At 34.8% G+C, this 20,221-nt stretch carries 24 protein-coding genes and 2 pseudogenes; 13 read left to right on the plus strand and 13 right to left on the minus strand.

Going from position 1 to position 20,221, the window contains the following annotated elements; translation table 11 throughout:
• Positions 1-98: 98 nt before the first annotated feature.
• Together cydB and cydA are read right to left on the minus strand one after the other, a co-directional pair.
• The gene (gene cydB / locus Q9B79_RS23475; protein ID WP_306188108.1) at positions 99-1,127 is read right to left on the minus strand and encodes a cytochrome d ubiquinol oxidase subunit II; all 1,029 of its coding nucleotides are present in this window, start codon (positions 1,125-1,127) and stop codon (positions 99-101) included.
• On the minus strand, positions 1,117-2,466 hold the full coding sequence (cydA, locus tag Q9B79_RS23480) for a cytochrome ubiquinol oxidase subunit I (RefSeq protein WP_306188110.1): 1,350 nt from the start codon (positions 2,464-2,466) through the stop codon (positions 1,117-1,119). The genes cydB and cydA overlap by 11 nt, the downstream gene beginning before the upstream one ends.
• 224 nt (positions 2,467-2,690) lie before the next feature.
• On the opposite strand from cydA, the gene Q9B79_RS23485 reads away from it, so the two are divergent.
• On the plus strand, positions 2,691-3,254 hold the full coding sequence (locus tag Q9B79_RS23485) for a beta-class carbonic anhydrase (protein WP_306188113.1): 564 nt from the start codon (positions 2,691-2,693) through the stop codon (positions 3,252-3,254).
• Here Q9B79_RS23485 and yidD read toward each other — a convergent pair.
• The gene (yidD, locus tag Q9B79_RS23490; RefSeq protein ID WP_000809334.1) at positions 3,251-3,487 is read right to left on the minus strand and encodes a membrane protein insertion efficiency factor YidD; all 237 of its coding nucleotides are present in this window, start codon (positions 3,485-3,487) and stop codon (positions 3,251-3,253) included. The genes Q9B79_RS23485 and yidD overlap by 4 nt on opposite strands.
• A gap of 128 nt (positions 3,488-3,615) precedes the next feature.
• On the opposite strand from yidD, the gene luxS reads away from it, so the two are divergent.
• A complete protein-coding gene (gene luxS, locus Q9B79_RS23495) occupies positions 3,616-4,089 on the plus strand; it encodes an S-ribosylhomocysteine lyase LuxS (protein WP_001141371.1) in 474 nt (157 codons plus the stop codon).
• Positions 4,090-4,584: 495 nt separating this feature from the next.
• Here luxS and Q9B79_RS23500 read toward each other — a convergent pair whose 3' ends face one another.
• Genes Q9B79_RS23500 through ytzI form a run of 3 tightly spaced genes read right to left on the minus strand, consistent with a single transcriptional unit; the run spans position 4,585 to position 5,212 of the window.
• A complete protein-coding gene (locus tag Q9B79_RS23500) occupies positions 4,585-4,815 on the minus strand; it encodes a YczI family protein (protein WP_306188117.1) in 231 nt (76 codons plus the stop codon).
• 15 nt (positions 4,816-4,830) lie between these two features.
• A complete protein-coding gene (locus Q9B79_RS23505; RefSeq protein WP_306188119.1) occupies positions 4,831-5,061 on the minus strand; it encodes a DUF3953 domain-containing protein in 231 nt (76 codons plus the stop codon).
• 1 nt (position 5,062) lies between these two features.
• On the minus strand, positions 5,063-5,212 hold the full coding sequence (ytzI, locus tag Q9B79_RS23510) for a YtzI protein (RefSeq protein WP_306188121.1): 150 nt from the start codon (positions 5,210-5,212) through the stop codon (positions 5,063-5,065).
• A gap of 83 nt (positions 5,213-5,295) precedes the next feature.
• On the opposite strand from ytzI, the gene Q9B79_RS23515 reads away from it, so the two are divergent.
• The 3 genes from Q9B79_RS23515 to Q9B79_RS23525 all read left to right on the plus strand — a co-directional run bounded on the left by Q9B79_RS23515 (position 5,296) and on the right by Q9B79_RS23525 (position 6,830).
• Positions 5,296-5,613 carry a hypothetical protein gene (locus Q9B79_RS23515; RefSeq protein WP_000435820.1) on the plus strand — a complete coding sequence of 106 codons (318 nt, stop codon included), beginning with the start codon at positions 5,296-5,298 and terminating at the stop codon, positions 5,611-5,613.
• Positions 5,614-5,697: 84 nt separating this feature from the next.
• Positions 5,698-6,177, plus strand: coding sequence for an antimutator 8-oxo-(dGTP/GTP)ase (mutTA, locus tag Q9B79_RS23520; protein ID WP_000276386.1), 480 nt, complete (start codon positions 5,698-5,700; stop codon positions 6,175-6,177).
• A gap of 113 nt (positions 6,178-6,290) precedes the next feature.
• Positions 6,291-6,830: a DUF3267 domain-containing protein gene (locus Q9B79_RS23525; RefSeq protein ID WP_306188125.1), complete on the plus strand. Its 540-nt coding sequence runs from the start codon at positions 6,291-6,293 to the stop codon at positions 6,828-6,830.
• 38 nt (positions 6,831-6,868) lie between these two features.
• Here Q9B79_RS23525 and Q9B79_RS23530 read toward each other — a convergent pair whose 3' ends face one another.
• Positions 6,869-7,543: an HAD family hydrolase gene (locus Q9B79_RS23530; RefSeq protein WP_306188128.1), complete on the minus strand. Its 675-nt coding sequence runs from the start codon at positions 7,541-7,543 to the stop codon at positions 6,869-6,871.
• A 93-nt stretch (positions 7,544-7,636) separates the two neighbouring features.
• Between Q9B79_RS23530 and Q9B79_RS23535 the strand changes: the two genes are divergently transcribed.
• Positions 7,637-8,752, plus strand: a complete 1,116-nt coding sequence (locus Q9B79_RS23535) for a recombinase family protein (RefSeq protein WP_306188130.1) — start codon at positions 7,637-7,639, stop codon at positions 8,750-8,752.
• A gap of 213 nt (positions 8,753-8,965) precedes the next feature.
• A complete protein-coding gene (locus tag Q9B79_RS23540) occupies positions 8,966-9,193 on the plus strand; it encodes a hypothetical protein (protein WP_000849119.1) in 228 nt (75 codons plus the stop codon).
• Between the two features lie 33 nt (positions 9,194-9,226).
• Here Q9B79_RS23540 and Q9B79_RS23545 read toward each other — a convergent pair whose 3' ends face one another.
• The 3 genes from Q9B79_RS23545 to Q9B79_RS23555 are packed head-to-tail and all read right to left on the minus strand — an operon-like array spanning position 9,227 to position 11,809.
• Positions 9,227-10,033, minus strand: a complete 807-nt coding sequence (locus Q9B79_RS23545; protein WP_306188132.1) for an ABC transporter permease — start codon at positions 10,031-10,033, stop codon at positions 9,227-9,229.
• Positions 10,026-10,790, minus strand: coding sequence for an ABC transporter ATP-binding protein (locus Q9B79_RS23550; RefSeq protein ID WP_000009049.1), 765 nt, complete (start codon positions 10,788-10,790; stop codon positions 10,026-10,028). Before Q9B79_RS23550 ends, Q9B79_RS23545 begins: the two co-directional genes overlap by 8 nt.
• A gap of 11 nt (positions 10,791-10,801) precedes the next feature.
• Entirely contained in the window at positions 10,802-11,809 is a 1,008-nt protein-coding gene (locus Q9B79_RS23555) for an ABC transporter substrate-binding protein (protein ID WP_029440219.1), read from the minus strand.
• Positions 11,810-11,929: 120 nt separating this feature from the next.
• Between Q9B79_RS23555 and Q9B79_RS23560 the strand changes: the two genes are divergently transcribed.
• From Q9B79_RS23560 to Q9B79_RS23570, 3 genes and pseudogenes are all read left to right on the plus strand, one after another.
• Positions 11,930-12,226: a DUF3986 family protein gene (locus Q9B79_RS23560; RefSeq protein ID WP_306188138.1), complete on the plus strand. Its 297-nt coding sequence runs from the start codon at positions 11,930-11,932 to the stop codon at positions 12,224-12,226.
• A gap of 10 nt (positions 12,227-12,236) precedes the next feature.
• Positions 12,237-12,467 (plus strand): hypothetical protein, encoded by a 231-nt coding sequence (locus tag Q9B79_RS23565; protein ID WP_000578986.1) that lies wholly within the window; start codon positions 12,237-12,239, stop codon positions 12,465-12,467.
• Between the two features lie 105 nt (positions 12,468-12,572).
• Positions 12,573-12,689: pseudogene (locus tag Q9B79_RS23570) on the plus strand (DUF2196 domain-containing protein); the annotation flags it as partial.
• 40 nt (positions 12,690-12,729) lie between these two features.
• Here the strand turns inward: Q9B79_RS23570 and Q9B79_RS23575 are convergent.
• Positions 12,730-13,983, minus strand: coding sequence for a glycosyltransferase family 39 protein (locus tag Q9B79_RS23575; RefSeq protein ID WP_000956217.1), 1,254 nt, complete (start codon positions 13,981-13,983; stop codon positions 12,730-12,732).
• A 288-nt stretch (positions 13,984-14,271) separates the two neighbouring features.
• Between Q9B79_RS23575 and Q9B79_RS23580 the strand changes: the two genes are divergently transcribed.
• The gene (locus Q9B79_RS23580) at positions 14,272-16,341 is read left to right on the plus strand and encodes an LTA synthase family protein (RefSeq protein WP_306188143.1); all 2,070 of its coding nucleotides are present in this window, start codon (positions 14,272-14,274) and stop codon (positions 16,339-16,341) included.
• 239 nt (positions 16,342-16,580) lie between these two features.
• Here Q9B79_RS23580 and Q9B79_RS23585 read toward each other — a convergent pair.
• Positions 16,581-16,951: pseudogene (locus Q9B79_RS23585) on the minus strand (alpha/beta fold hydrolase); the annotation flags it as partial.
• Between the two features lie 99 nt (positions 16,952-17,050).
• Here Q9B79_RS23585 and Q9B79_RS23590 point away from each other — a divergent pair.
• Entirely contained in the window at positions 17,051-18,304 is a 1,254-nt protein-coding gene (locus Q9B79_RS23590) for an ATP-binding protein (protein ID WP_306188146.1), read from the plus strand.
• Positions 18,301-19,521 (plus strand): ATP-binding protein, encoded by a 1,221-nt coding sequence (locus Q9B79_RS23595; RefSeq protein ID WP_306188149.1) that lies wholly within the window; start codon positions 18,301-18,303, stop codon positions 19,519-19,521. Before Q9B79_RS23590 ends, Q9B79_RS23595 begins: the two co-directional genes overlap by 4 nt.
• Positions 19,522-19,598: 77 nt before the next feature.
• Here the strand turns inward: Q9B79_RS23595 and Q9B79_RS23600 are convergent.
• On the minus strand, positions 19,599-20,221 hold a 623-nt coding region (locus Q9B79_RS23600; RefSeq protein WP_306188151.1), incomplete at its 5' end, for a collagen-like protein.

Here is a 20,221-nt window from a genome sequence, read left to right on the forward strand (position 1 = left end):
ATGATTCTTCTGTATTGTAGTTGTTAGATTAGAAATATAACATCCTATCGAAAATCATACGTAAAAAAAGACACTTCAACCGAAGTGTCTTTTTCATTTTAGTGATACCCTTTAGCAGAGTCTTTATGAATTTTATTTTTAAAGATACTGTAGCTCCAAAGTTGATATCCAATAACAATTGGTACCATAACCATTGCCACGAAGAACATAATTTTTAAGTTTAATTGACTACCAGCTGCGTTGTATAACGTTGTACTATAATCATCATTAATACGAGATGGTAACATTCTTGGGAACATGCCCGCAAAGCCAGTTGTCATAAACATCGCGATTGTTAAGCAAACGAATGTGAATGCAAGGCCGATTTTATGTTTGTACACCATAATAAGTGCGAGTACACTCATTAACATTGCAAGTACTGGAAGAATGAATAGTACCGGATATTCTGTGAAGTTTTGGAATAAATTTGTACGATTGGCGGTTGCTACATAGAAAATAGCTAAAATGATAGCAGCTGCCATTGAAAATGGTCTTGCGATTTTATAAGCACGATCAGATACTTCACCAGTCGTTTTAATCATAACCCAAAGGGCACCAGATACGACGAATATAGCAGTGAAGAATAGACCTCCTAAAATACCGTAATGATTGAGTAAGCTAAGTAAATTTCCTTCATAGCCATTTTTTCCGATTTGTAGTCCGTAATAAAGGTTAGCGAACGTAACACCGAATAAGAAAGCGATTAGGAAACTACCAATTGCAAATGCCCATTTACAAGTTTTTTGCCAAATTGGTGAATCGTCTTTATGCATGAATTCAAGTCCAGCAGCACGAGCAAACAGTGCAAGTAATACTAAGAATAACGGTGTATATAGATAACTAAACATATTTGCATATGTGACTGGGAAGGCAGCAAATGTTGCACCACCGGCTGTAATTAACCACACTTCATTACCACCCCAGAACGGGCCAATTGCTTCTTGTAATTGATTTCGTTCTTGTCGATCTTTCGTAACGAATGGGAAAATCATTCCGTTACCAAGTGCGTAGCCGTCAAGAATGAAGTAAACTGTCCAAATTACGCCCCATAAACCGAACCAGATAATTGCGAGCATATCATGAGACATGAGCTGTACCTCCTTCAGTAGCAGGCTCTTCTAATGCAGCAGGTCCTTTTTTCGCGAACTTCAGCATTAAGTATACGTCTGCAATTAAGAGTAGAGTATAGAACAAGATTAAACTAATTAATGAGAACCAAATCTGCGGAACAGATATAGGTGATACAGATTCTGCTGTACGCATTAGTTTATAAACTGTCCATGGTTGACGACCTACTTCGGCAACAATCCAACCAGCGTTAATTGCGATATATGGTAGTAAAACAGACCATATTGTAACCTTTAAATAACGTTTTGAGTTTTCTAGTTTTCCTTTTCGGTTTAAATAGAAGCCATACCAAGTTAATGCCATAAAGAACATACCAAGTGCAACCATTAAGCGGAAGCTATAGTACACGAGGTTAATGTTTGGACGATCTTCTTTCGGGATATCTTTTAAACCAACAATTTCGCCATCAAATGAATTTGTATAGAAGAAACTTCCTAGTTTCGGAATCGTAAGGAACTCAAAGTTCTTTTCGTTTTTCACATCAGGAATTTGAACAATCGAGAAGCCTTGTCCTTTTCCAGTTTCCCAAACAGCTTCCATCGCAGCTCCTTTAGCTGGTTGATATTTAGCTGCTGATACACCAGATTGATGTCCCATAAACGGTGTAATTGTTGCGGCGAATAAGCCTAGCATTAAACCAAACTTAAATGATTTTTTGAAGAATTCCACTTCATTTTTGCGTAATAAATGATAGGCACTAATTGCCATAACGAAGAAAGCGCCAACGATATAACAACCAACTACAGTATGAAAGAACATATTCCAAGCATATGGATTCGTAACGAGTGCCCAGAAATCATTTAATTCAGCGCGGCCGTTACGTACGACGTAGCCAACTGGATTTTGCATAAAGCCGTTTGCTGTAATAATCCAAAGTGCGGAAATATTTGTTCCAAGTGCAACCATCCACATACAGAAGGCACGGAACTTTGGTGAAATTTTGTCTTTACCGAATAACCATATTCCCATGAAAGTAGATTCTAAGAAGAAGGCAACGAGTGCTTCGATTGCGAGAGGGGATCCGAAAATATCTCCCATATATTTGGAGTACTCAGACCAGTTGGTTCCAAATTGGAATTCCATCGTAATCCCGGTTATAATCCCCATGACGAAGTTAATTGTAAATAATTTACCCCAGAAGTTTGCCATTTTGCGATATGTTGGATTCAATGTGCGGGCGTATTGAGTTTCCATACATGCCACTAAAATAACAAGTCCGATTGTCAAAGGTACAAATAAAAAGTGATAAAAAATAGTAATTGCAAATTGAAAACGACTCAGTAACAGAACGTCGGACATAATAAATATTCACTCCTTTTTTACATTATCTACAATTAGTTTATAGTGAAAATACGTTTTAAATAGAGGGGACTTGTTACAAAGCTGTGTGTATATTTTGAAAGAATTATGTCGATTATCTGAAAATATCCTATTTTTACTATAAAGCGATATCCTTTTTGTGTTTTTCATATTTTGGTACACTGTTTATGTAGTGTAAATGAGAGAAAAGAGGATTCTTTACTATGAAGTCATTAGAAGAGATTTTGCAGTACAATGAGAAATTTGTTGAAGAGAAAAAGTATGAAGAGTTTGTAGCGGGGAAATTTCCAAACAAAAAGATGGTCATTATTTCTTGTATGGATACAAGACTTGTTGAACTATTGCCGAAAGCGATGAATATGCGTAACGGCGATGTGAAAATTATTAAAGTAGCAGGTGCTGTTATTTCACATCCGTTTGGAAGTATTATGCGTAGTATTTTAGTTGCTGTATATGAACTTGGCGCTGATGAAGTATGTGTAGTTGGTCACCATGATTGCGGTATGGCAAAAATTCAAGCAAGCAGTACAATTGAGAAAATGAAAGATCGCGGTATAACAGAAGAGAAATTAGATATGCTTCGTTATTCTGGAATCGATTTAGAACAATTCTTGCGTGGTTTCTCTAGTGTGGAAGAAAGTGTAGAACATAGCGTATCAGTACTTCGCAACCACCCATTACTTCCAGAAGAAGTACCTGTTCACGGTCTTGTTATCGATCCTGATACAGGAAAATTAGATTTAGTTGTGAATGGTTACGACAATTAAGAATTTACTTTGTCATCCTTTTTATCCGGGACAGGATCAAATCCTCCTGGGTGGAAAGGGTGACATTTTAATATACGCTTACAAGTAAGCCAAAACCCTTTCAGGGCACCATGTTTTTGAAACGCTTCTAATCCATAATGAGAGCAAGTTGGATAAAAGCGACAAGTTGGTGGCGTCATCGGAGATATGAACTTTTGATAAAAGCGTATAATCCCAATAAAAATCTGTTTCATAACGGTCTCCTTTTCAGCATATTCTTAAAGTATTATAGCACGACTGTACATAATACTTTACTAATGTGCATTTCCGTTATATCATATTGGATATAATGGAATTAAATTAAAAGCGGGAGAGATGTTGTATGCCATCAGTAGAAAGCTTTGAATTAGATCATACGATTGTAAAGGCGCCTTATGTAAGACATTGCGGAGTTCACAACGTAGGTAGTGACGGTATTGTAAATAAATTTGATATTCGTTTTTGCCAACCGAATAAACAAGCAATGAAACCAGATGTTATTCATACGTTAGAACATTTATTAGCATTTAATTTACGTAAATATATTGATCGTTATCCGCATTTTGATATTATCGATATTTCACCAATGGGCTGCCAAACAGGATATTATCTTGTAGTAAGTGGAACACCGACAGTTCGAGAAATCATCGATTTATTAGAACTAACATTAAAAGATGCGGTTCAAATTACAGAAATTCCAGCTGCAAATGAAACGCAGTGTGGTCAAGCGAAGCTTCACGACTTAGAAGGAGCACAACGCTTAATGAACTTCTGGTTAAGCCAAGATAAAGATGAACTTGAGAAAGTATTTGGATAAGAAGGAAAAACTGCCTGTGAAAGGGCAGTTTTTTTATGTCATGATAATAAATAAAATTATATCGACGATTTTTTTAATATATCGAACACAACTTGAAATATATCAACGATTTTTTTAATATATCGACGTTTCGACATGGAATATCGACTTACCGACAAAAACTGACAAAAAAATCATCCCTATTTTATTACTTGCTTGTAAATGCGAAATTGCTCAAGATTTCATTCTATACGTAGCGAAGGTAGTTTGATATGAGAACGAAGAGCGTAAGAATAGACACAAAAAAAAACGGAATGCTCATGGATTTTCGTCCGGATATAATTTCGTTAATTCCGACAAGAATAAAGAAACAACTGAGAATAAATTGTACGTATGGGAGAAGTGAGAAATGATCGGTAATCTGGATATAAGTGCAAAGAAAGAGTATGAGAAGCGTGAAAAGTCCTAAAACAATCCGTAATCCAATTAGCATGTAATTCCCCCTAAATAGATTATTTACCGAAATATTTCCGAGAAGCTAAGAAATAAAGCACCAGATCCAGCGAGAAAAGCAAGTATGCCACTAGATTTTCTGTCTTGTTTTATTTCTCTTAGTCCGATAGTGAAAGCCATTAACCCTAAGAAAATGAACATATAAGGCATCATTTCTCTATTACCAGTAAAATATCCGTAAATTACTATACATAATGCAATGAGTGGAAAAGTAATCTGTAATCCTTTTAACATGTACATTCCCCCCTACTATTTTATATGGCTAATGATGAGAACGATCCAGATGAAAGCTCCAGCAGCAATACAAATAAAGCCTGTTCCTGAATCCATTTTCTTTATTTGTTCAATTGCGATGAGAAATAATAAAGCTCCTAATAGAAATTGTGAAAGTGGTAGAAAGCTATTTTGACCTGTATAGAGCCCAATTGCTGACATAATTATCACAGCAATTGCGATTACAATGCGAAGTATACGAAGCATACTATGAATCCTCCTTATTCTTTTTTGTATAAGGATTATCTTCTGGCTTATCAACAGAATGTTTATATGCATAGCCTTTATTAATCGTCATGACGGAGAGTACTAATATGACTAGGACGATGATAATACCGATAATTAATATTTTAAACATGAAACCCCTCCTTTTCTTTATTTTACATAATTTTGTAATTAATGAAAACAATAGAAATTAAAAGGATGAAAGAAGGGTGTTACATGGAGCAGAAAAAAACATATTATATATCAATAGGAAACGGTCAAATTTCACAAGTGAAGACAGCGGATACGTATAATTTTGAGATTTCCGCAAATGATGAGGAAATTACGGAGTTAAGAGAGTACTTTGATCAAGCGTATGTAGAGGATTTAGGTTCATTTGTACGCTCCCACGTTCCATTTGTTGAGTATCATCATGATTCAAATAATGACCGATATGATGAACAACTACAAAAAGCATATAAAATGATTTACGATTTAGGAAATCATGAGACGAAAGAATTAGTCGCGCAAATGGGAATAATCAATGGATTATAATTGGATAATATTATGCAGAAAAGCGAGAATATGCTACAATTTGTGGTAGGAAAAACTTGTAACCATCAATAGGGGAGTAATGGCATGTACAAATTTAAAGATTATTACCACAACACTGTACAATTATCGTTTGAACGTTATCCATTTTCTCCTGAGCCAAAGCATGTTTGGGTTGTATGCCGGTACGGGGATCAATGGTTATTAACGCATCATTTACGTCGCGGTCTTGAATTTCCAGGTGGTAAAGTAGAACTAGGGGAAACACCGGAAGAAGCGGCAGTTCGAGAGGTTCATGAAGAAACCGGCGGCATAGTTTCTGATTTAACTTACTTAGGACAATATAAAGTATCTGGAAAAGACAAAATAATCATTAAAAACATTTATTTTGCAACAATTAGTGCGGTAGAAGAACATACGCATTACGAAGAAACGAAAGGATCTGTTTTATTAACAGACATTCCTGACAACATTAAAACAGATAGAAAATTTAGCTTTATAATGCGCGACGATGTATTGGCGCGTACGATGAAACATATAGAAGAAATCGGCTGTTTTACGAAGTAAAGTGGCCGGTTTCTTTTTTTGTGTGTAAGAATAAATGTAAATATATGTTTACATTTATTTTGGGTATAATATACAATTTTGTAAAGATATATTTACATTTTAGGAGGGGGAAGATGGATAAAAGAGCAGAAACGACTGTTACTATTTCGATGGTTAAATTAAATATCTATGCATTTCTTATAATATTTGTTTTGGCATTTGGAATTAGTTTTTTGCATGCATTTCTTTCAGGCGGGGTTCAATTGGAATTTACGCTACCAACTATGTTTCTTTTTATTATCGCAATGCTTGTTCTCATTTGTATTCATGAAGCGATACATTTAATAGGATTTCGCTATATCGGAGGCGTACCATGGAGTGAATTAAAATGGGGCGTTAATTGGAAATTAGGTGTTGCATATGCGCATTCTAAACAGGCGATTACAGTAAAGCAAATGAAGAAAGTGTTAATGCTACCGTTTTTACCAACTGGCATTTTGCCAATTGTATTGGGATTAGCTATGAATCTAGAGCCGCTCTCATTTTTAGGAATTCTACTAACAGCAGGTTGCATTGGTGACATTGCCTTATATCGAAAAGTTTCAAATTTTCCAGATGATGCGCTAGTTCAAGATCATCCGAGTAAACCGCAGTTTACAGTATATGAATCATAAAGGAAGAGGAGGTGTTCGGGAAACGAAACCTCCTTTTACTATTGTCTTGTTTGTATGTCTACATCTAAAAACGAAAGCACCTCCAACAAATCGTTCACTATATGTGGATGCTCAAAGTCACCCCAAAATGAATCTCTCTTCCACACACCAAGAATTCCTACCCGTTCAGAACCAAGTACATCATTTTCAGGATGATCTCCAACATAAAGACATTCTGTGGCCTGAACATCTAGCTTTTTTAAAGCACGTTCAAAAATCTCAGGATGTGGTTTTTTAATTCCTTCCGCTTCAGAAATGAGAATTGTATTTGTATACGTATGTATGTTTAGTGCTCGCAGGTTGTTCATTTGAAAGTCAGTAAAGCCATTTGTTATAATGCCGATTTTAATATTTTGTTGTGTTAAACGCTGCAGTAATTCGTGCATGTTTTGGAAAGGAATACAATGATGTTGAAAGTTAGTAATGTAGTCGTGCAACAGTTGCTCTGGCGTTAAAGTAGTAATGTTGTATTCAGAAAGGAGAGTAGTATACACTTTGTCTTTCCAAGTATAACCATTGTTATCGAGTTCGAGAAAGCGAGAGCAATACTCGGATTTTTCTATGTTCATTAAGTGAGAGGTAAAGCGATTATATTGATCAGGAATAAATTGTTCTAGAGATTGGCGCCGATCTAATAGTGTCCCATCTAAGTCGAATAAGACTGCTCGAATCATGAGAAACCTCCTTACAGTTTTTATAATTAATTATCGCATATTCGTAAAAAAATGATTATTATATTTTTGTAGAATGGAATAATGGAGGATTGTATGAGGAGACTGTATGGTAAGTTAGTAGGAGTTATCGTCGCAATGGGTTTAATGGCAGGATGCGATAGTTCTATGAAGAGTGTGAAGGAAAAAGAAATTTGTAAAACCGAAGAAGAATGCATAGAAATAGGAGATAAGAAACTTCAAAAAGTATATGAAAAAATAGATGGATTATCTGAGCTTGAAGCAGTAGAAGATTATGAAATAGAAGAGCATGAAAGTGCAGATATGAAAAAGGCAGAGCGGAAAAAAGAAGATGATGATGAAAATTACTTCTTTTTAGCTTCTTATTATATTGATGGTGATGAAATTGTAGATCCTTATTTTGAAAAAATAGAACGGAAACGTTTAAATAAAGTATTCGCTGAAGATAAAGAAGCGAAAGAAGAGGTGCTACAACAACGTCAAGATAGAGGGTATCATGAAGATTTATGGGATATGTATCGCACGCTTATTCCAGCTAAATATCGCGGGAATATAACAGAATTTGATCTAATAACGGATGGCTATGACGGTGTTGTTGCTCACGTTATGCCTAGTATAGAGAATCCGAAAGACTGGACTCTTAGCTTAGATACGCTTGATTCTGCGGTAAATATTGATGAAGTGATGAAAACATTAATTCATGAGACGGCTCACGTGTTAACGCTCGGGCATAAGCAAATACCAGTGGATGAAAAGTATGTAAAGGATTTTGAAGAAGATAAAGATATTTCAACGTACAGAAATAAATGTGAAACTCTTTTCTTACAAGAGGGATGTGCGAAAGAAAAATCTTATATTAATCAATTTTATAACTCTTTCTGGAAACCAATTGAGAAGGAGTGGACAGAAAAGAAAGTAGAAGAAAGTGAAGAAACGCAAATTGAATTTTTTAAAGAAAAACATGATGAGTTTGTATCACAGTATGGAACGACAAATGTAGCGGAAGATATTGCAGATACGTTTACAGCATTTATTTTACAAGATTCAAAAAAGGTGAAAGAAGGATCGGAGTTAAAGTATAAAAAGATTGCGTTCTTCTATCAGTTCCCTGAGCTTGTCAAAATGAGAGCGGAAGTTTTATCGGGATTATATGATGTTTCGAAAACGATAGAACAACATAGTGGACAATAATGCAAGTTAAATATTTTAGCTAAGAAAACGTAAAGAATTTTAGTTCTTTGCGTTTTTTATATTGATAAAATTGAAAATTCTGTATTTTTATAAAAAGAAGAAGGAACTGAAGTTTTAAAAGAGAATTAGTATAAAAATGTCACAATTTAGACACAATTATAATGCGCATATTGTAGGGACTAAAACTTTACTCTCGAGGAGGTAATGAAACGTATGAAAACGATTCTTGCGGTTGCTGGTCTCATTTGGGTAATGTCTCACGGTTTTCCGATTTTTGAAGGGGAGCAAATTCGTAGTGCATTAAATAAAAAGTATGATGATTATCATGTAATAGATCGAAAAGAAAATGTCGTTACAGTACGTGTGAAAGATTGTTTCCATACAGTTACAGTTGCGAATGGCAACGTTACGAATGAAACAAAGATGTGTGATAAAAGGTAAAGGAAGAAGCTGACTATAGTCTATCACTCTAAGTCAGCTTCTTTTTCGTTTTCCAATTAGAAGTTTTTCAATTGCCTCAACAAACACATACATAAGTGTTGCGAGGACGCAGGTGAGTAGTACGCTCAGCAAGACGAGCGTGAAATTAAATACTTGGAACCCGTAGCTAATTAAGTAGCCAAGACCTTGTTTAGAGACGAGCAGTTCACCGAATATAACACCGACCCATGATAAACCAACGTTCACTTTTAACGTTGAAATAATGGCTGGGAAGGATGCAGGGAGAACGACTTGCTTATAACATTGCCATTTATTTGCGCCAAATGTGTCCATCACTTTTATATAGTTAGAATCGACTTCTTGAAATGCGCTGTAAATAACGAGAATGGTAATGATGATGGAAATGATTACTCCCATCGCAATCGACGAAGAAATATTTGGGCCGAAGATTACGATGATAATCGGACCAAGTGCCACTTTTGGCATGGCGTTTAGGACGACGAGATAGGGATCGAGTACGCGGGCGAGAAGTGGGATCCACCAAAGGAAAGTAGCGATAATAGCACCGAGTACTGTTCCAAGAATGAAGCCTACTCCTGTTTCAAGTAATGTCGTCCATATGTGAACCAAAAGCGAACCGTCAATCCATTTACTAAGGAAGAGATTCCAAATACTTGAAGGGGAGCTAAAGAGTAAAGGATCAATCCACTCTTTTTTGCTAGCTATCTCCCATAGTGCAAAGAAAAGAATGAGTAGTAAAAGCTGCAGTGAGCGTGCTAACCATGCGCGCTTGCGTTCTTTCTTCCGAAACTGTTCATGCAGTTGCTTTATGTTATCCAAGGCGCTCCAGCTCCTTCCATATATTTTGGAAGAGGGATGGGAAGTCATGGTGGTGACGTGATTCTAACGGTGATAAGGAGCGGATGCTTTCTGGGACGATAAATGTTTTTGCAATTTTTCCAGGGTTCGCTTGTAGTAAATAAATACGATCACTCATCGCAATTGCTTCTTCAATATCATGTGTCACGAGTAGTGACGTTTTCTTATATTTGCGTAGTAAGCTGAAAACGAGATCTTCTAGTTTCAATTTCGTTTGATAATCGAGCGCAGAGAATGGTTCATCTAGCAATAAAATTTTCGGATCGGTCGCTAACGTTCGAACGAGGGCGGCACGTTGACGCATACCACCGGATAGTTCACGAGGGTATTGCTGCTCTACATCATGTAGACCGACTTGCTTTAAAAGCTGTAAAGTATGTTCTTTCGTCTGTTCATCGTAAATGTTTCGGATATGAAGTCCAAGCATAATATTTTCTTCAATTGTCTTCCAAGGAAACAAGTAGTCTTGCTGTAACATATATCCCATAGATGAAGTTTTCGTTGTAATGGGCTCACCATCTAAAAAGACGATACCTTCAATTGGATCAAGCAGCCCGGCAATAATGGAGAGGAGTGTCGTTTTGCCGCAACCACTTGGGCCAAGTATCGAAATGAATTCGCCTTCTTCCACTTGTAAACTCATATCTTCGAGAATTAATTTGGCATTCTCTTTTGCGAAAAAGCAGTGAGAAACGTTACGTATTTGTAAAAAGCTCATACACTTCGCCTCTATTTCTTAATAACGCTTTCGGCAATTTTCGTATTGACGAGCGCTTCATGTGGAACTTCTTTTTGTAATTCGCCAGCGTCTTTCATAATCGTTTGGAGCTGTTTCCATTCTTCCGCATCTAATAGCGGATTTGTCGCATAAGAATGTTGCTTTTTATACCGTTCAATTACTTTTACTGTAATGTCTTTTGAAGTATCTTTAAATAACGGAGAAACGGCATCAGCAATCTCTTCTGGACTATGAGTATCAACCCATTGTTGTGCTTTATAGAGAGCACGTGTGAATTTTTCAGCAGCAACTTTATCTTTCTTTAAGAAACTTTCCTTTGCCATGAACGAGGTATACGGAACAGTACCAGATTCATTTCCGAACGAAGCGACGATATAACCTTTTCCTTCTTTTTCGAATATACTTGCAGTCGGTTCAAAGAGCTGTACAAATTCCCCCGTACCAGATGCGTAGGCATTTGCAATATTAGCAAATTCGATGTTTTGAATTAAGTTTGTATCTTTGTGAGGATCGATGCCATTTTTCTTTAAAACGTATTCTCCAACCATTTGCGGCATGCCGCCTTTACGTTGTCCTAAAAACGTAACACCTTTTACGTCATTCCAATTAAAAGAGTCTAATTTTTTACGCGAAACTAAAAATGTTCCATCTGTTTGTGTAAGTTGTGCGAAGTTAATGACAGGGTCTTTTGCGCCTTGTTGATGAACGTAAATGGATGTTTCAGAGCCGACGAGAGCAATATCAATGCCACCAGATAATAGGGCGGTCATCGTTTTATCTCCGCCAGCTGTTGTTTGGAGGTCAATATTTAATCCTTCATCTTTAAAAAATCCTTTTTCAATCCCAACATATAACGGGGCATAGAAGAGAGAATGGGTAACTTCGCCGATCCGAATGTTTTGAGTTTGTTCTTTCGTACCTTCTTTTTTACTACTGCAAGCAGCAAATGTGAAAACAGCTAGTAACATGATACAAAAAACAGCAATTAATTTTTTCACTATATAACACCTCCTAGAAGTCACTCTACAAGCATGATATGTAGGTAAGTGCCCACATGTGAGTGTAGATAGCAGGAATTTTTTGGGTGATAAAGAAGTACAAATATAAGGGGTGATAAAATGGAATACGAATATGATGATAGCGTACATTTACATCTTGATTATTTCGGAACAGAATGTGATATGGAATCGATTGCTTATAAAAGAAAAAATGAAGACGTATGGGATGTGTATTTTAATTTTGGAGTATATGGACTTCAGAAAGATGAGATTGAGACGGGTAGATTTATGGATGAATATGCTGGCCATTACGTTTTTTCTGTATATGCTCGTGATCTTAGCTGGGAATTTGGAAGTGCCCAGTTTGAAGAGTGGGTTTTGAAAAATCGGATAGTAGAAAAAACGCTACAAAAATAGGAGGAATTTTGTGATTGGATTTCTCATTTTATTATTTATTTTTGTGGCCGGATTTCTTATCATGCAAATGCTTATTTACCGATTTGCAAAGAAAAATATCCATAAATATACAAAAATAAAATGGTTTCATATGTGGCTACATATGAATATGAAAAAAGGCCCGAGATTAGATTTTTTTGATTTTGTAATTATAGTACTCGTATGTATCGTATGGAAAATATGGCTGCTTCCTTTTATATAATACACATGCTAATGATTTTCTCTTTTATCATAAAATAACGAAAAGAACCTGTCTTGTAGCAAGTTCTTTTCGTTATATAATAGTTGTAAAAAACTTGCATTTATAAGTAAAACAGTGAGTGGTGTTGTGAAAGATATTTTGACAAATACAGAAACACATACGTACGGAATTAAAGCGCGATTACAGAATGGACAAATTGGCCGTGTGCAAAGTGTGGGGTAATAAGAAAGAGGTCGTCCAACGGTGGACGACCTCTTTCTTATTACGCTTGGTTAGTGCGGAAGAATGGAAGCTTCTGCACAATGTGAATTAATCCGTATGCAAGAATTAAGCACATAAGAGGATTAATGAAAAATCCATAGCGATTAATTGCTAAGAATAAGTTTGAGAAGATAATGTAAATAATAGAACTTGCTACTAACATCATAACGCGTTTATGTTTAAATGAATTTAGCATGAAGCAGAAGCTGCTCAAGAATGTACCGATGATAAACACTCTATGACATAGTTGCATAAAGTTGTGAATACGGTATTGGTCTACAGCAGGAGCTGTTTTGAATAATTCAATTGTTTTACCGACAGTGAACCAAGAGAACCAATAAGTGAAGTCCGTCTTAAAGCCGTTCTTGATTAATTCTTTTGCGTAGGCACCTTTGTCATCTAAGCCTTTAGCTCTCATTTCATTTACTATATTTTCATATCCAATTTTATTAAATGGATCTGCACCGGCAATTAGTGGATCTGCACCTTGGGTTGAGAATAAAATAAATTGGTTGAGTGCTAAGTAGTTACGAACCACCCATGCGCCAATAATAAAGAAAGGTCCGATAAACCATAACAATCCGATTCGAATGGAGTCTTTAAATCCATATGTAAATAACACGACAAGAACAGGTATGAGCATCATTGGAGCTGGATTTGGACGGAACATAAGTAAAATTGAAACGACAATTCCAAACCATATATGGAATTTCACTTTATTGTATTTCCATGCGAGAACAAATACATATACACATAACGCTAATAAGAATATGGATGGAACTTCTGTTAGCAATGTACGGAAGTATGTGTAGTTACTTGGATAAATAGCATATAAAATACTTGCAACAATTCCGTAAATGTTTTTTTCGAACAATTCTTTTCCTATTAAGAATACTAATAGCACTGTGCATAGGTTCATAATCATGTTAATAACAGTTGCTACGTAATAGTAAGGAATTGATGTAATATCAGAAATAATCATAGCGCCAGCTAATAGTAATGGCTGACCTGGTGTGATATATGCATTTTTTCCTGGAACTTCACTAGGTTCCAAATACACATAACCAAATACACCATGTTTTAATAGTTGTTCAGCTGTTAACGAATAGTTAAAGGCATCATTTGCACCATATGTTACTTTGACTAACTCTCCATCTAATCCTGGCTGTTTTACTAAACAAAAAACGTGCAACAGGAAAGAAAGCGCCAAAATTGCATATACGGCTTTAGGTAAACTCTTAAACTTAGTAAGCAAAAATGAGCAACTCCTTTTTATTAATTCTTTCGTATTTTTATGTGAAATCTTTAATAGTATTAAGGATTTCCAAAACATAGTTATTATATCATAAAGTGGAATGCTGAAATTAAGTTTTTCAAGAATGAATAATTTGTATGACAAATTTAACTGTTGATTAAAGGAATATTAAGAAAATCCATTCATGATAGAAGCAATTATGCAGACGAAATATGTCATATATGTTATTTTAATAGAAATAGTTCTTTCGATGCGAGGGAAATTAAGACATAGAAACGAGGGAATGACTTGAAGTATGGTCCTACATTTTTTCATCTTCCAAAAAGAAATATATTAATTTCTAGCATTATAAGTAGTATGGTGACTTTATTAATAATAACTATGCTGTTTATGCTTTTAAAGGTTTTTAATTTAGACATAATGAAAGAGCATTTAAATCAAAATCTTGTTTTAATTATTATGATGATTTTCATATGGGGCATCACATTTTATATTTCACATTTTAATAAAAAAGAGGTGTCTATACTTAGGGCATCCCTACGAGTGCATTTTACATTGTTTTTACTAGCTCATACAGTAGCGTTATTTTATATTGTCATGCAAGTTAATATGAGTTTTATAGGGGCAATGAATTGGATTTACTTTTATAACATGCAGTTTATATTAAGTTTTGTAGTAATTTATGCAATATACATTCTTGTTTATAATTTAATAGGCAAGGTTTTTCTAAGTATGATTTTAACGAGCTGTACGTTAGTCATTTTAGGTATTGTGAATTATTTAAAGCTTATTTTCAGAGGCGATCCGCTATATCCTTCTGATTTCACACAAATTATGCATATGCAATCTGTCATCCCGATGGTGATGGACTATTTTAGCTGGAGTTATATTTTTGTCATTATCTTAAGTATTGTGGCTTGTATTGTAGCGGGGATATATATGAGAAGGTATATTCAAAATGTAAAGATTCATCTAGGAATAAGAGCCTTATTAGTAGTAGGATCTATTTTTGTTCTATATGCGTACGGTAATTTTGCGAATACATTTATGAATAAAGTATTTCAAAAATCAGGTGTAGATTTTGTTTTGTGGGATCAAAATGAGAACTATGCTTCAAATGGTTTTGTACTTGGGTTTATTAGCAATTTAGATACAACAGTTATGGAAAAACCAAAAAATTATTCTAAAGAAAATATGCTTCAAATAGCAAATGATATAAAACAACAATATAGTGGAAATATAGGGAACCAAAAGAAAAAAGAGAAACCGAATATTATTTTTGTAATGAGTGAATCGTTTTGGGATCCGACGAAAGTAACAAATCTTTCTTTTAGTGAAGATCCTGTACCAAATTTGCATCATTATATAGAAAATTTTCCTGGTGGACAAACTATTTCTCCTACATTTGGAGGTAATACGGCGAACGTCGAATTTGAAGCGTTAACGAGTTATTCAATGAGTTTGTTAAAGCCAGGTTCTATACCATATCAGCAGGTCGTTATAAATAAAAAAGAAATTCCATCAATTCCTACGGCGTTGAAAAAAGAAGGGTATTACACAAGCGCAATTCATTCATTTGGTCGCTCATTTTTCAAACGCGATGACGTATACAGAGTGTTAGGGTTTGATAAGTTTAATGCAGCTGATACGATGGAAAATGTAGATATTGCTGGAGATTATATTAGTGATTTAGCGATGAGTAAAGAGATAATTGCTGAGTTAGAGAAACAAAAACAACCTACATTTATTCATGCAGTTACGATGCAAAATCATTTTCCATTTACAGAAGGCCGATTTGGTGAAAACCTAATAGAGATTAGCGGTCTAGAAAATGAAGAATCAAAGGGAGAATTAGAAACGTATACAGAAGGGTTAAGACGTTCAGATGAGGCTCTTCAATATTTAATAGAGCAACTAGATAATTTAGATAGACCTACATTATTAGTATTCTTTGGAGATCATCTTCCATCATTAGGAACAAATAAATCTTTTTATAAAGAGAATGGGTATATAACGAATGAAAAAACACCGAGTGAACGTTTAGCGATGGCCCAAACGCCGCTATTAATGTACGCAAACTTTGATATGCCAAATGATAATTTAGGTGTAGTAAGTCCAATTTATTTTTCTAATCTTATTTTTGATTATGCAGGATTAAATAAATCGTTATTTTATCAATTTTTATCGGGATTTTACAAGGAAATACCGGTGCTTAGAGATGAATTAAAAGTTGATAAAAATGGAGAAGTAATCAATGATTTAACAAAGAAACAAAAAGAAATGTTAGAGCAATATAAAATGCTTCAGTACGATTTACTCATTGGAGATCAATATAGCAAAGATATCCTCTTTAAGTAAAAGAAATAAAAAGAACTTGTATAAACGATACAAGTTCTTTTTTTATAGTATTTAACGGGGTAACCAGACAAGCTGGGTTTAGGGAGTATTACCTGTACATTTAGTATAAATGAAAATGTAATCGTTTTATTAATTGATTTGTGAGAAATATGTGAATTTTAATCTTTTTTTAAAGTGTGTTCATATCACACGATTTGGCGCAGGTTTTATGAATGCAAAAATTTTATCAGTTCTTCATTTCATTCATCCAATTGATTGATTGGAGGGCTGTGACCGCTATTTGTAAGAGGATGTAACTGAGAATTTTTAATTCGCTTTTGTGTGAGTTCAGCGCTTTTGTAAGGGATAAGTTGATCGTGAAAACCGTGGAATATTTTTGTTAGGACGTTAATTTCACTTAAATCTTTTGTTACATCTTCATTTACGGCTGCTTGCAATATTTTGATGAGGGCGTAGGAAGCAGACTGCATACCGAGATAAGAAAAACATTCTAACGTAGCGGATCCTATATTCCTATTAAAAAATGATAAAGATACATTATTTTTAATAGGAATATAGGTAGGTTGGCATACATTTAATTAATGAGGGGATTTGCTTGTTCTTTTGGGATGATTTTCCTCAAATGTTCGATTTATCTTTGTTTGTCTGTGAAAATCATTTATTATAATAAATGGTATTCTTCGAGATATTATTTTGAAGGGGTGTTGAAGTGAAAGGAAGTTTTCTATCATACAAAGAAGAAGAAAGGAATGCAAAAATTTTTTTATGGGTGCTCTATGTCATTGTTGTTTCATACCAAATTTTCTACGCAACCGTATTAGAGAACAAATCGCTAGAGGATAAGGGACATAGCATATTATGGCAAGTTATTTGCGGGACTGCAATCCTCGGTATGAATGCATATTTAATAAAAAAAGAGAAAGCGAACCTTGTTAAATATACATGTGTATTTGCATACATAGGAATAGAAATTGTTAATATACTTTCGTATCTGCTTTATAATAAAGCGGCATTTGATGGAGTAAATATAATAGAAATTATTTTTATCTTCTTTGTACCTATATTTTTAAATAGAAAATATTTTGTGTTTGTACTTTCGACTATTGTAGGGAAATATGTTATTTATTTATTTGTATTAAAGGAAGTAAAAGGATTTATGTTCCTCATTATGTATACACTCGTATTAATAGCGGCATACATCATTTTAAATCGATTTATACAATACCTTTCAGCGGTAAAGGAAAGTATTAAGATTGCTAGTGAATCACAAAAATTAGCAGTAATCGGAAAAATGGCAGCGACAGTGGGACATGAAATTAAAAATCCACTTGCTTCATTAAAAGGGTTTACGCAATTACAACGAGAGAAGCATGGGGAGGACCCTATTTACAAACAGATGATTTTTGAAATAGAAAATATGAATAATATGATAAGTGAGTTAATGGAAGTTGCTACATGTAAACCTTCTGTTTATAAGAAACATAATATAGGTGAAATCGCATTACAAGCAGTAACAATTGTTCACGAAAAAATGAATGAATCTAGCGTCCAGTTTATTTCTAATATGGAAGAAAAGACAATAGAGGTTGAATGTGATGAGCAGAAAATAAGAGGAGTCTTTCTATATGTCATAAAAAATGCTCTAGAGGCAATGGAGCAAGGTGGCACATTAGAGTTACGGTTAGAAAATAATGGACGAGATTATGTAATGCTAAGTGTAATTGATAATGGTCACGGTATGAAGAAAGAAAATTTAGCTCGTGTTAAAGAGGCCTTTTATACAACGAAACAAGATAAAATTGGCCTGGGACTGACGGTAGCGGATCGAATTGTTAACGAACACCTTGGTAAGTTACATATTTCAAGTGAAAGAGATAAGGGAACAAGAATAGACATTATTCTTCCAAAAAAATTTGGAAATAATGAAATACAAGTGGGAGAAAAGCTAGGAGTTACCATATGAATAAAGACGATATATTTAAGAATGAAGAAATGAAGGCACTGAAAATATTTTTAAGTTTATTTTTCATTATATTTTTTGTATACGATCTTGCCTACGAATTTATTGTACCTTTAATAGGGGGAGAGCAAGAAGGAGTAGGACAATTTGAAGATGGTTTAGGTTTATGGCTTTATTTTCTAATGGTGATCTTATTTTGCACTGGAATATACTTTATGAAATGGAAAAATCCATTTGCAGTGAAGTATATTATTTTAATTGGATATAACCTATTAGATTTTATCCATAATTTTATGATTTATTACGGTAGTGATGCTGAGTTTGATGGTGGGAATATAGTAGAAGGATTTTTTATTTTATTTGCCCCACTCTTTGTGAATAAAAGATATTTTTGGTTAGTCCCGAGCATACTTGTTGGGAAATACGCTCTTATAGGAATCATTATTCACTCGTCACTCGTTTTAATTCCAATGGCATTATATAGCGTATTTACTATTATATGTTGGATTATGTTTTTAAGGTTTCAATCTTACGTTCGTACGCTTGAGATGATGGATAAAGAAATACAACAAACAGAAAAGCTAGCAACTGTTGGGAAAATGGCTACAGTTATTGGTTACAAAATTAGAAGACCCCTAGCTAATTTAGATAAATTTGTTAATAAACAAGCAAACAAATATCCAGAGGATAAAATATATAGTGATATTATGAAACAAGAAGTAGAACGAATTCATACAATCGCTACAGAACTTAGTGGGTTCGAGAAATCTAAATCACCAGAATCAGAAATTCATAATATAGAAGAAATTATCGCTTATGTTATTCGAGTTATGGGAAAGCCTGCTTTAAATCAAGGCGTGCACATACAAGGTATTTACAGTAAAGACATACCATCGATTCCATGCGATGAAAAACGATTAAAACAAGTATTTTTTAATTTAATTAAAAATGCGATTGAAGCAATGTCAGTTGGTGGAACGATTACGATTAAAGTGACTGTAGAAGATGCAATCATTATTCAAGTTAAGGATGAGGGTTGCGGCATTCCAAAAGAAAAAATTCCGAAGCTAAATGAAGCCTTTTACACAACAAAAGAAACGGGAACAGGTTTAGGTTTAGTAGTCACAGAAAAAATTATTAAAGACCACAACGGTAAAATGAGTTTTGAAAGTGAAGTTGGGGTTGGAACGACGGTGAAGGTTATATTGCCGATATCATGAAAAAGTATTTTTAAAAAGGAGATCACTTATTTGGGAGTGATCTCTTTTTTGTTAAATAAATTATTTTTAAGAGAGAACTAAATATTGGTAATTAGAAAAATAGAATATACTGCACTTTCAGTAATGCCAGGATTAATATAAAGTGATATCGCATCCCCTCTCGAAACTGGGTTTCCTGTTGTAGTACTAGTCCAAGTTACAGTAGCGGGACCTATTGCCGGAGTAGGATTAAATACTTGAATTTGTCCTGTTCCAGTATCCGTCGGTTTAATGGAAAATATTATAGTTCCGGTGATTTTGTCAGTAATAGTTAAGGTAATAGTAGATAGGATGTAACTAGAAGTAGGGGCAGTGAGGTTTGTCGGGACATTCCTGCAAATATCAATCGTATAAACAGCAGCAGGTAAATTATTTACATTTATAGACGCAGCAAACCCAACTATGCTACCGGTCCCAGCAGTGACATATGGAATAACGTTAGAGTCAATGCCAGGTGAACCTGCTATACGTTGAAAACCAGCATTTGTTCCTTGAAAAACAATACTTTTTGCTGAGGAACTACCAGCAGAGCCGGTCGGTCCAGTACTCCCAGTGGGTCCAGTGATGCCAGTGGGCCCAGTATTGCCGGAAGGTCCGGTGTTACCAGTGGGTCCAGTAGGCCCAGTGATGCCAGCAGGTCCGGTGTTACCAGTGGGTCCAG

The organism is Bacillus sp. MHSD_36 (genome assembly GCF_030757775.1).
Taxonomy (GTDB): Bacteria; Bacillota; Bacilli; order Bacillales; family Bacillaceae_G; genus Bacillus_A.

Bases quoted from the DNA above. Each gene is read 5' to 3' on its own strand.
- Q9B79_RS23525 (WP_306188125.1), top strand. From the start codon at position 6,291: ATGGATAAAAGAGCAGAAACGACTGTTACTATTTCGATGGTTAAATTA.
- Q9B79_RS23530 (WP_306188128.1), bottom strand. From the start codon at position 7,543: ATGATTCGAGCAGTCTTATTCGACTTAGATGGGACACTATTAGATCGG.
- yidD (WP_000809334.1), bottom strand. From the start codon at position 3,487: ATGAAACAGATTTTTATTGGGATTATACGCTTTTATCAAAAGTTCATA.
- Q9B79_RS23540 (WP_000849119.1), top strand. From the start codon at position 8,966: ATGAAAACGATTCTTGCGGTTGCTGGTCTCATTTGGGTAATGTCTCAC.
- Q9B79_RS23560 (WP_306188138.1), top strand. From the start codon at position 11,930: ATGGAATACGAATATGATGATAGCGTACATTTACATCTTGATTATTTC.
- Q9B79_RS23500 (WP_306188117.1), bottom strand. From the start codon at position 4,815: ATGTTAAAAGGATTACAGATTACTTTTCCACTCATTGCATTATGTATA.
- cydB (WP_306188108.1), bottom strand. From the start codon at position 1,127: ATGTCTCATGATATGCTCGCAATTATCTGGTTCGGTTTATGGGGCGTA.
- Q9B79_RS23535 (WP_306188130.1), top strand. From the start codon at position 7,637: ATGAGGAGACTGTATGGTAAGTTAGTAGGAGTTATCGTCGCAATGGGT.
- cydA (WP_306188110.1), bottom strand. From the start codon at position 2,466: ATGTCCGACGTTCTGTTACTGAGTCGTTTTCAATTTGCAATTACTATT.
- Q9B79_RS23515 (WP_000435820.1), top strand. From the start codon at position 5,296: ATGGAGCAGAAAAAAACATATTATATATCAATAGGAAACGGTCAAATT.
- luxS (WP_001141371.1), top strand. From the start codon at position 3,616: ATGCCATCAGTAGAAAGCTTTGAATTAGATCATACGATTGTAAAGGCG.
- Q9B79_RS23550 (WP_000009049.1), bottom strand. From the start codon at position 10,790: ATGAGCTTTTTACAAATACGTAACGTTTCTCACTGCTTTTTCGCAAAA.
- ytzI (WP_306188121.1), bottom strand. From the start codon at position 5,212: ATGTTTAAAATATTAATTATCGGTATTATCATCGTCCTAGTCATATTA.
- Q9B79_RS23485 (WP_306188113.1), top strand. From the start codon at position 2,691: ATGAAGTCATTAGAAGAGATTTTGCAGTACAATGAGAAATTTGTTGAA.
- mutTA (WP_000276386.1), top strand. From the start codon at position 5,698: ATGTACAAATTTAAAGATTATTACCACAACACTGTACAATTATCGTTT.
- Q9B79_RS23595 (WP_306188149.1), top strand. From the start codon at position 18,301: ATGAATAAAGACGATATATTTAAGAATGAAGAAATGAAGGCACTGAAA.
- Q9B79_RS23505 (WP_306188119.1), bottom strand. From the start codon at position 5,061: ATGCTTCGTATACTTCGCATTGTAATCGCAATTGCTGTGATAATTATG.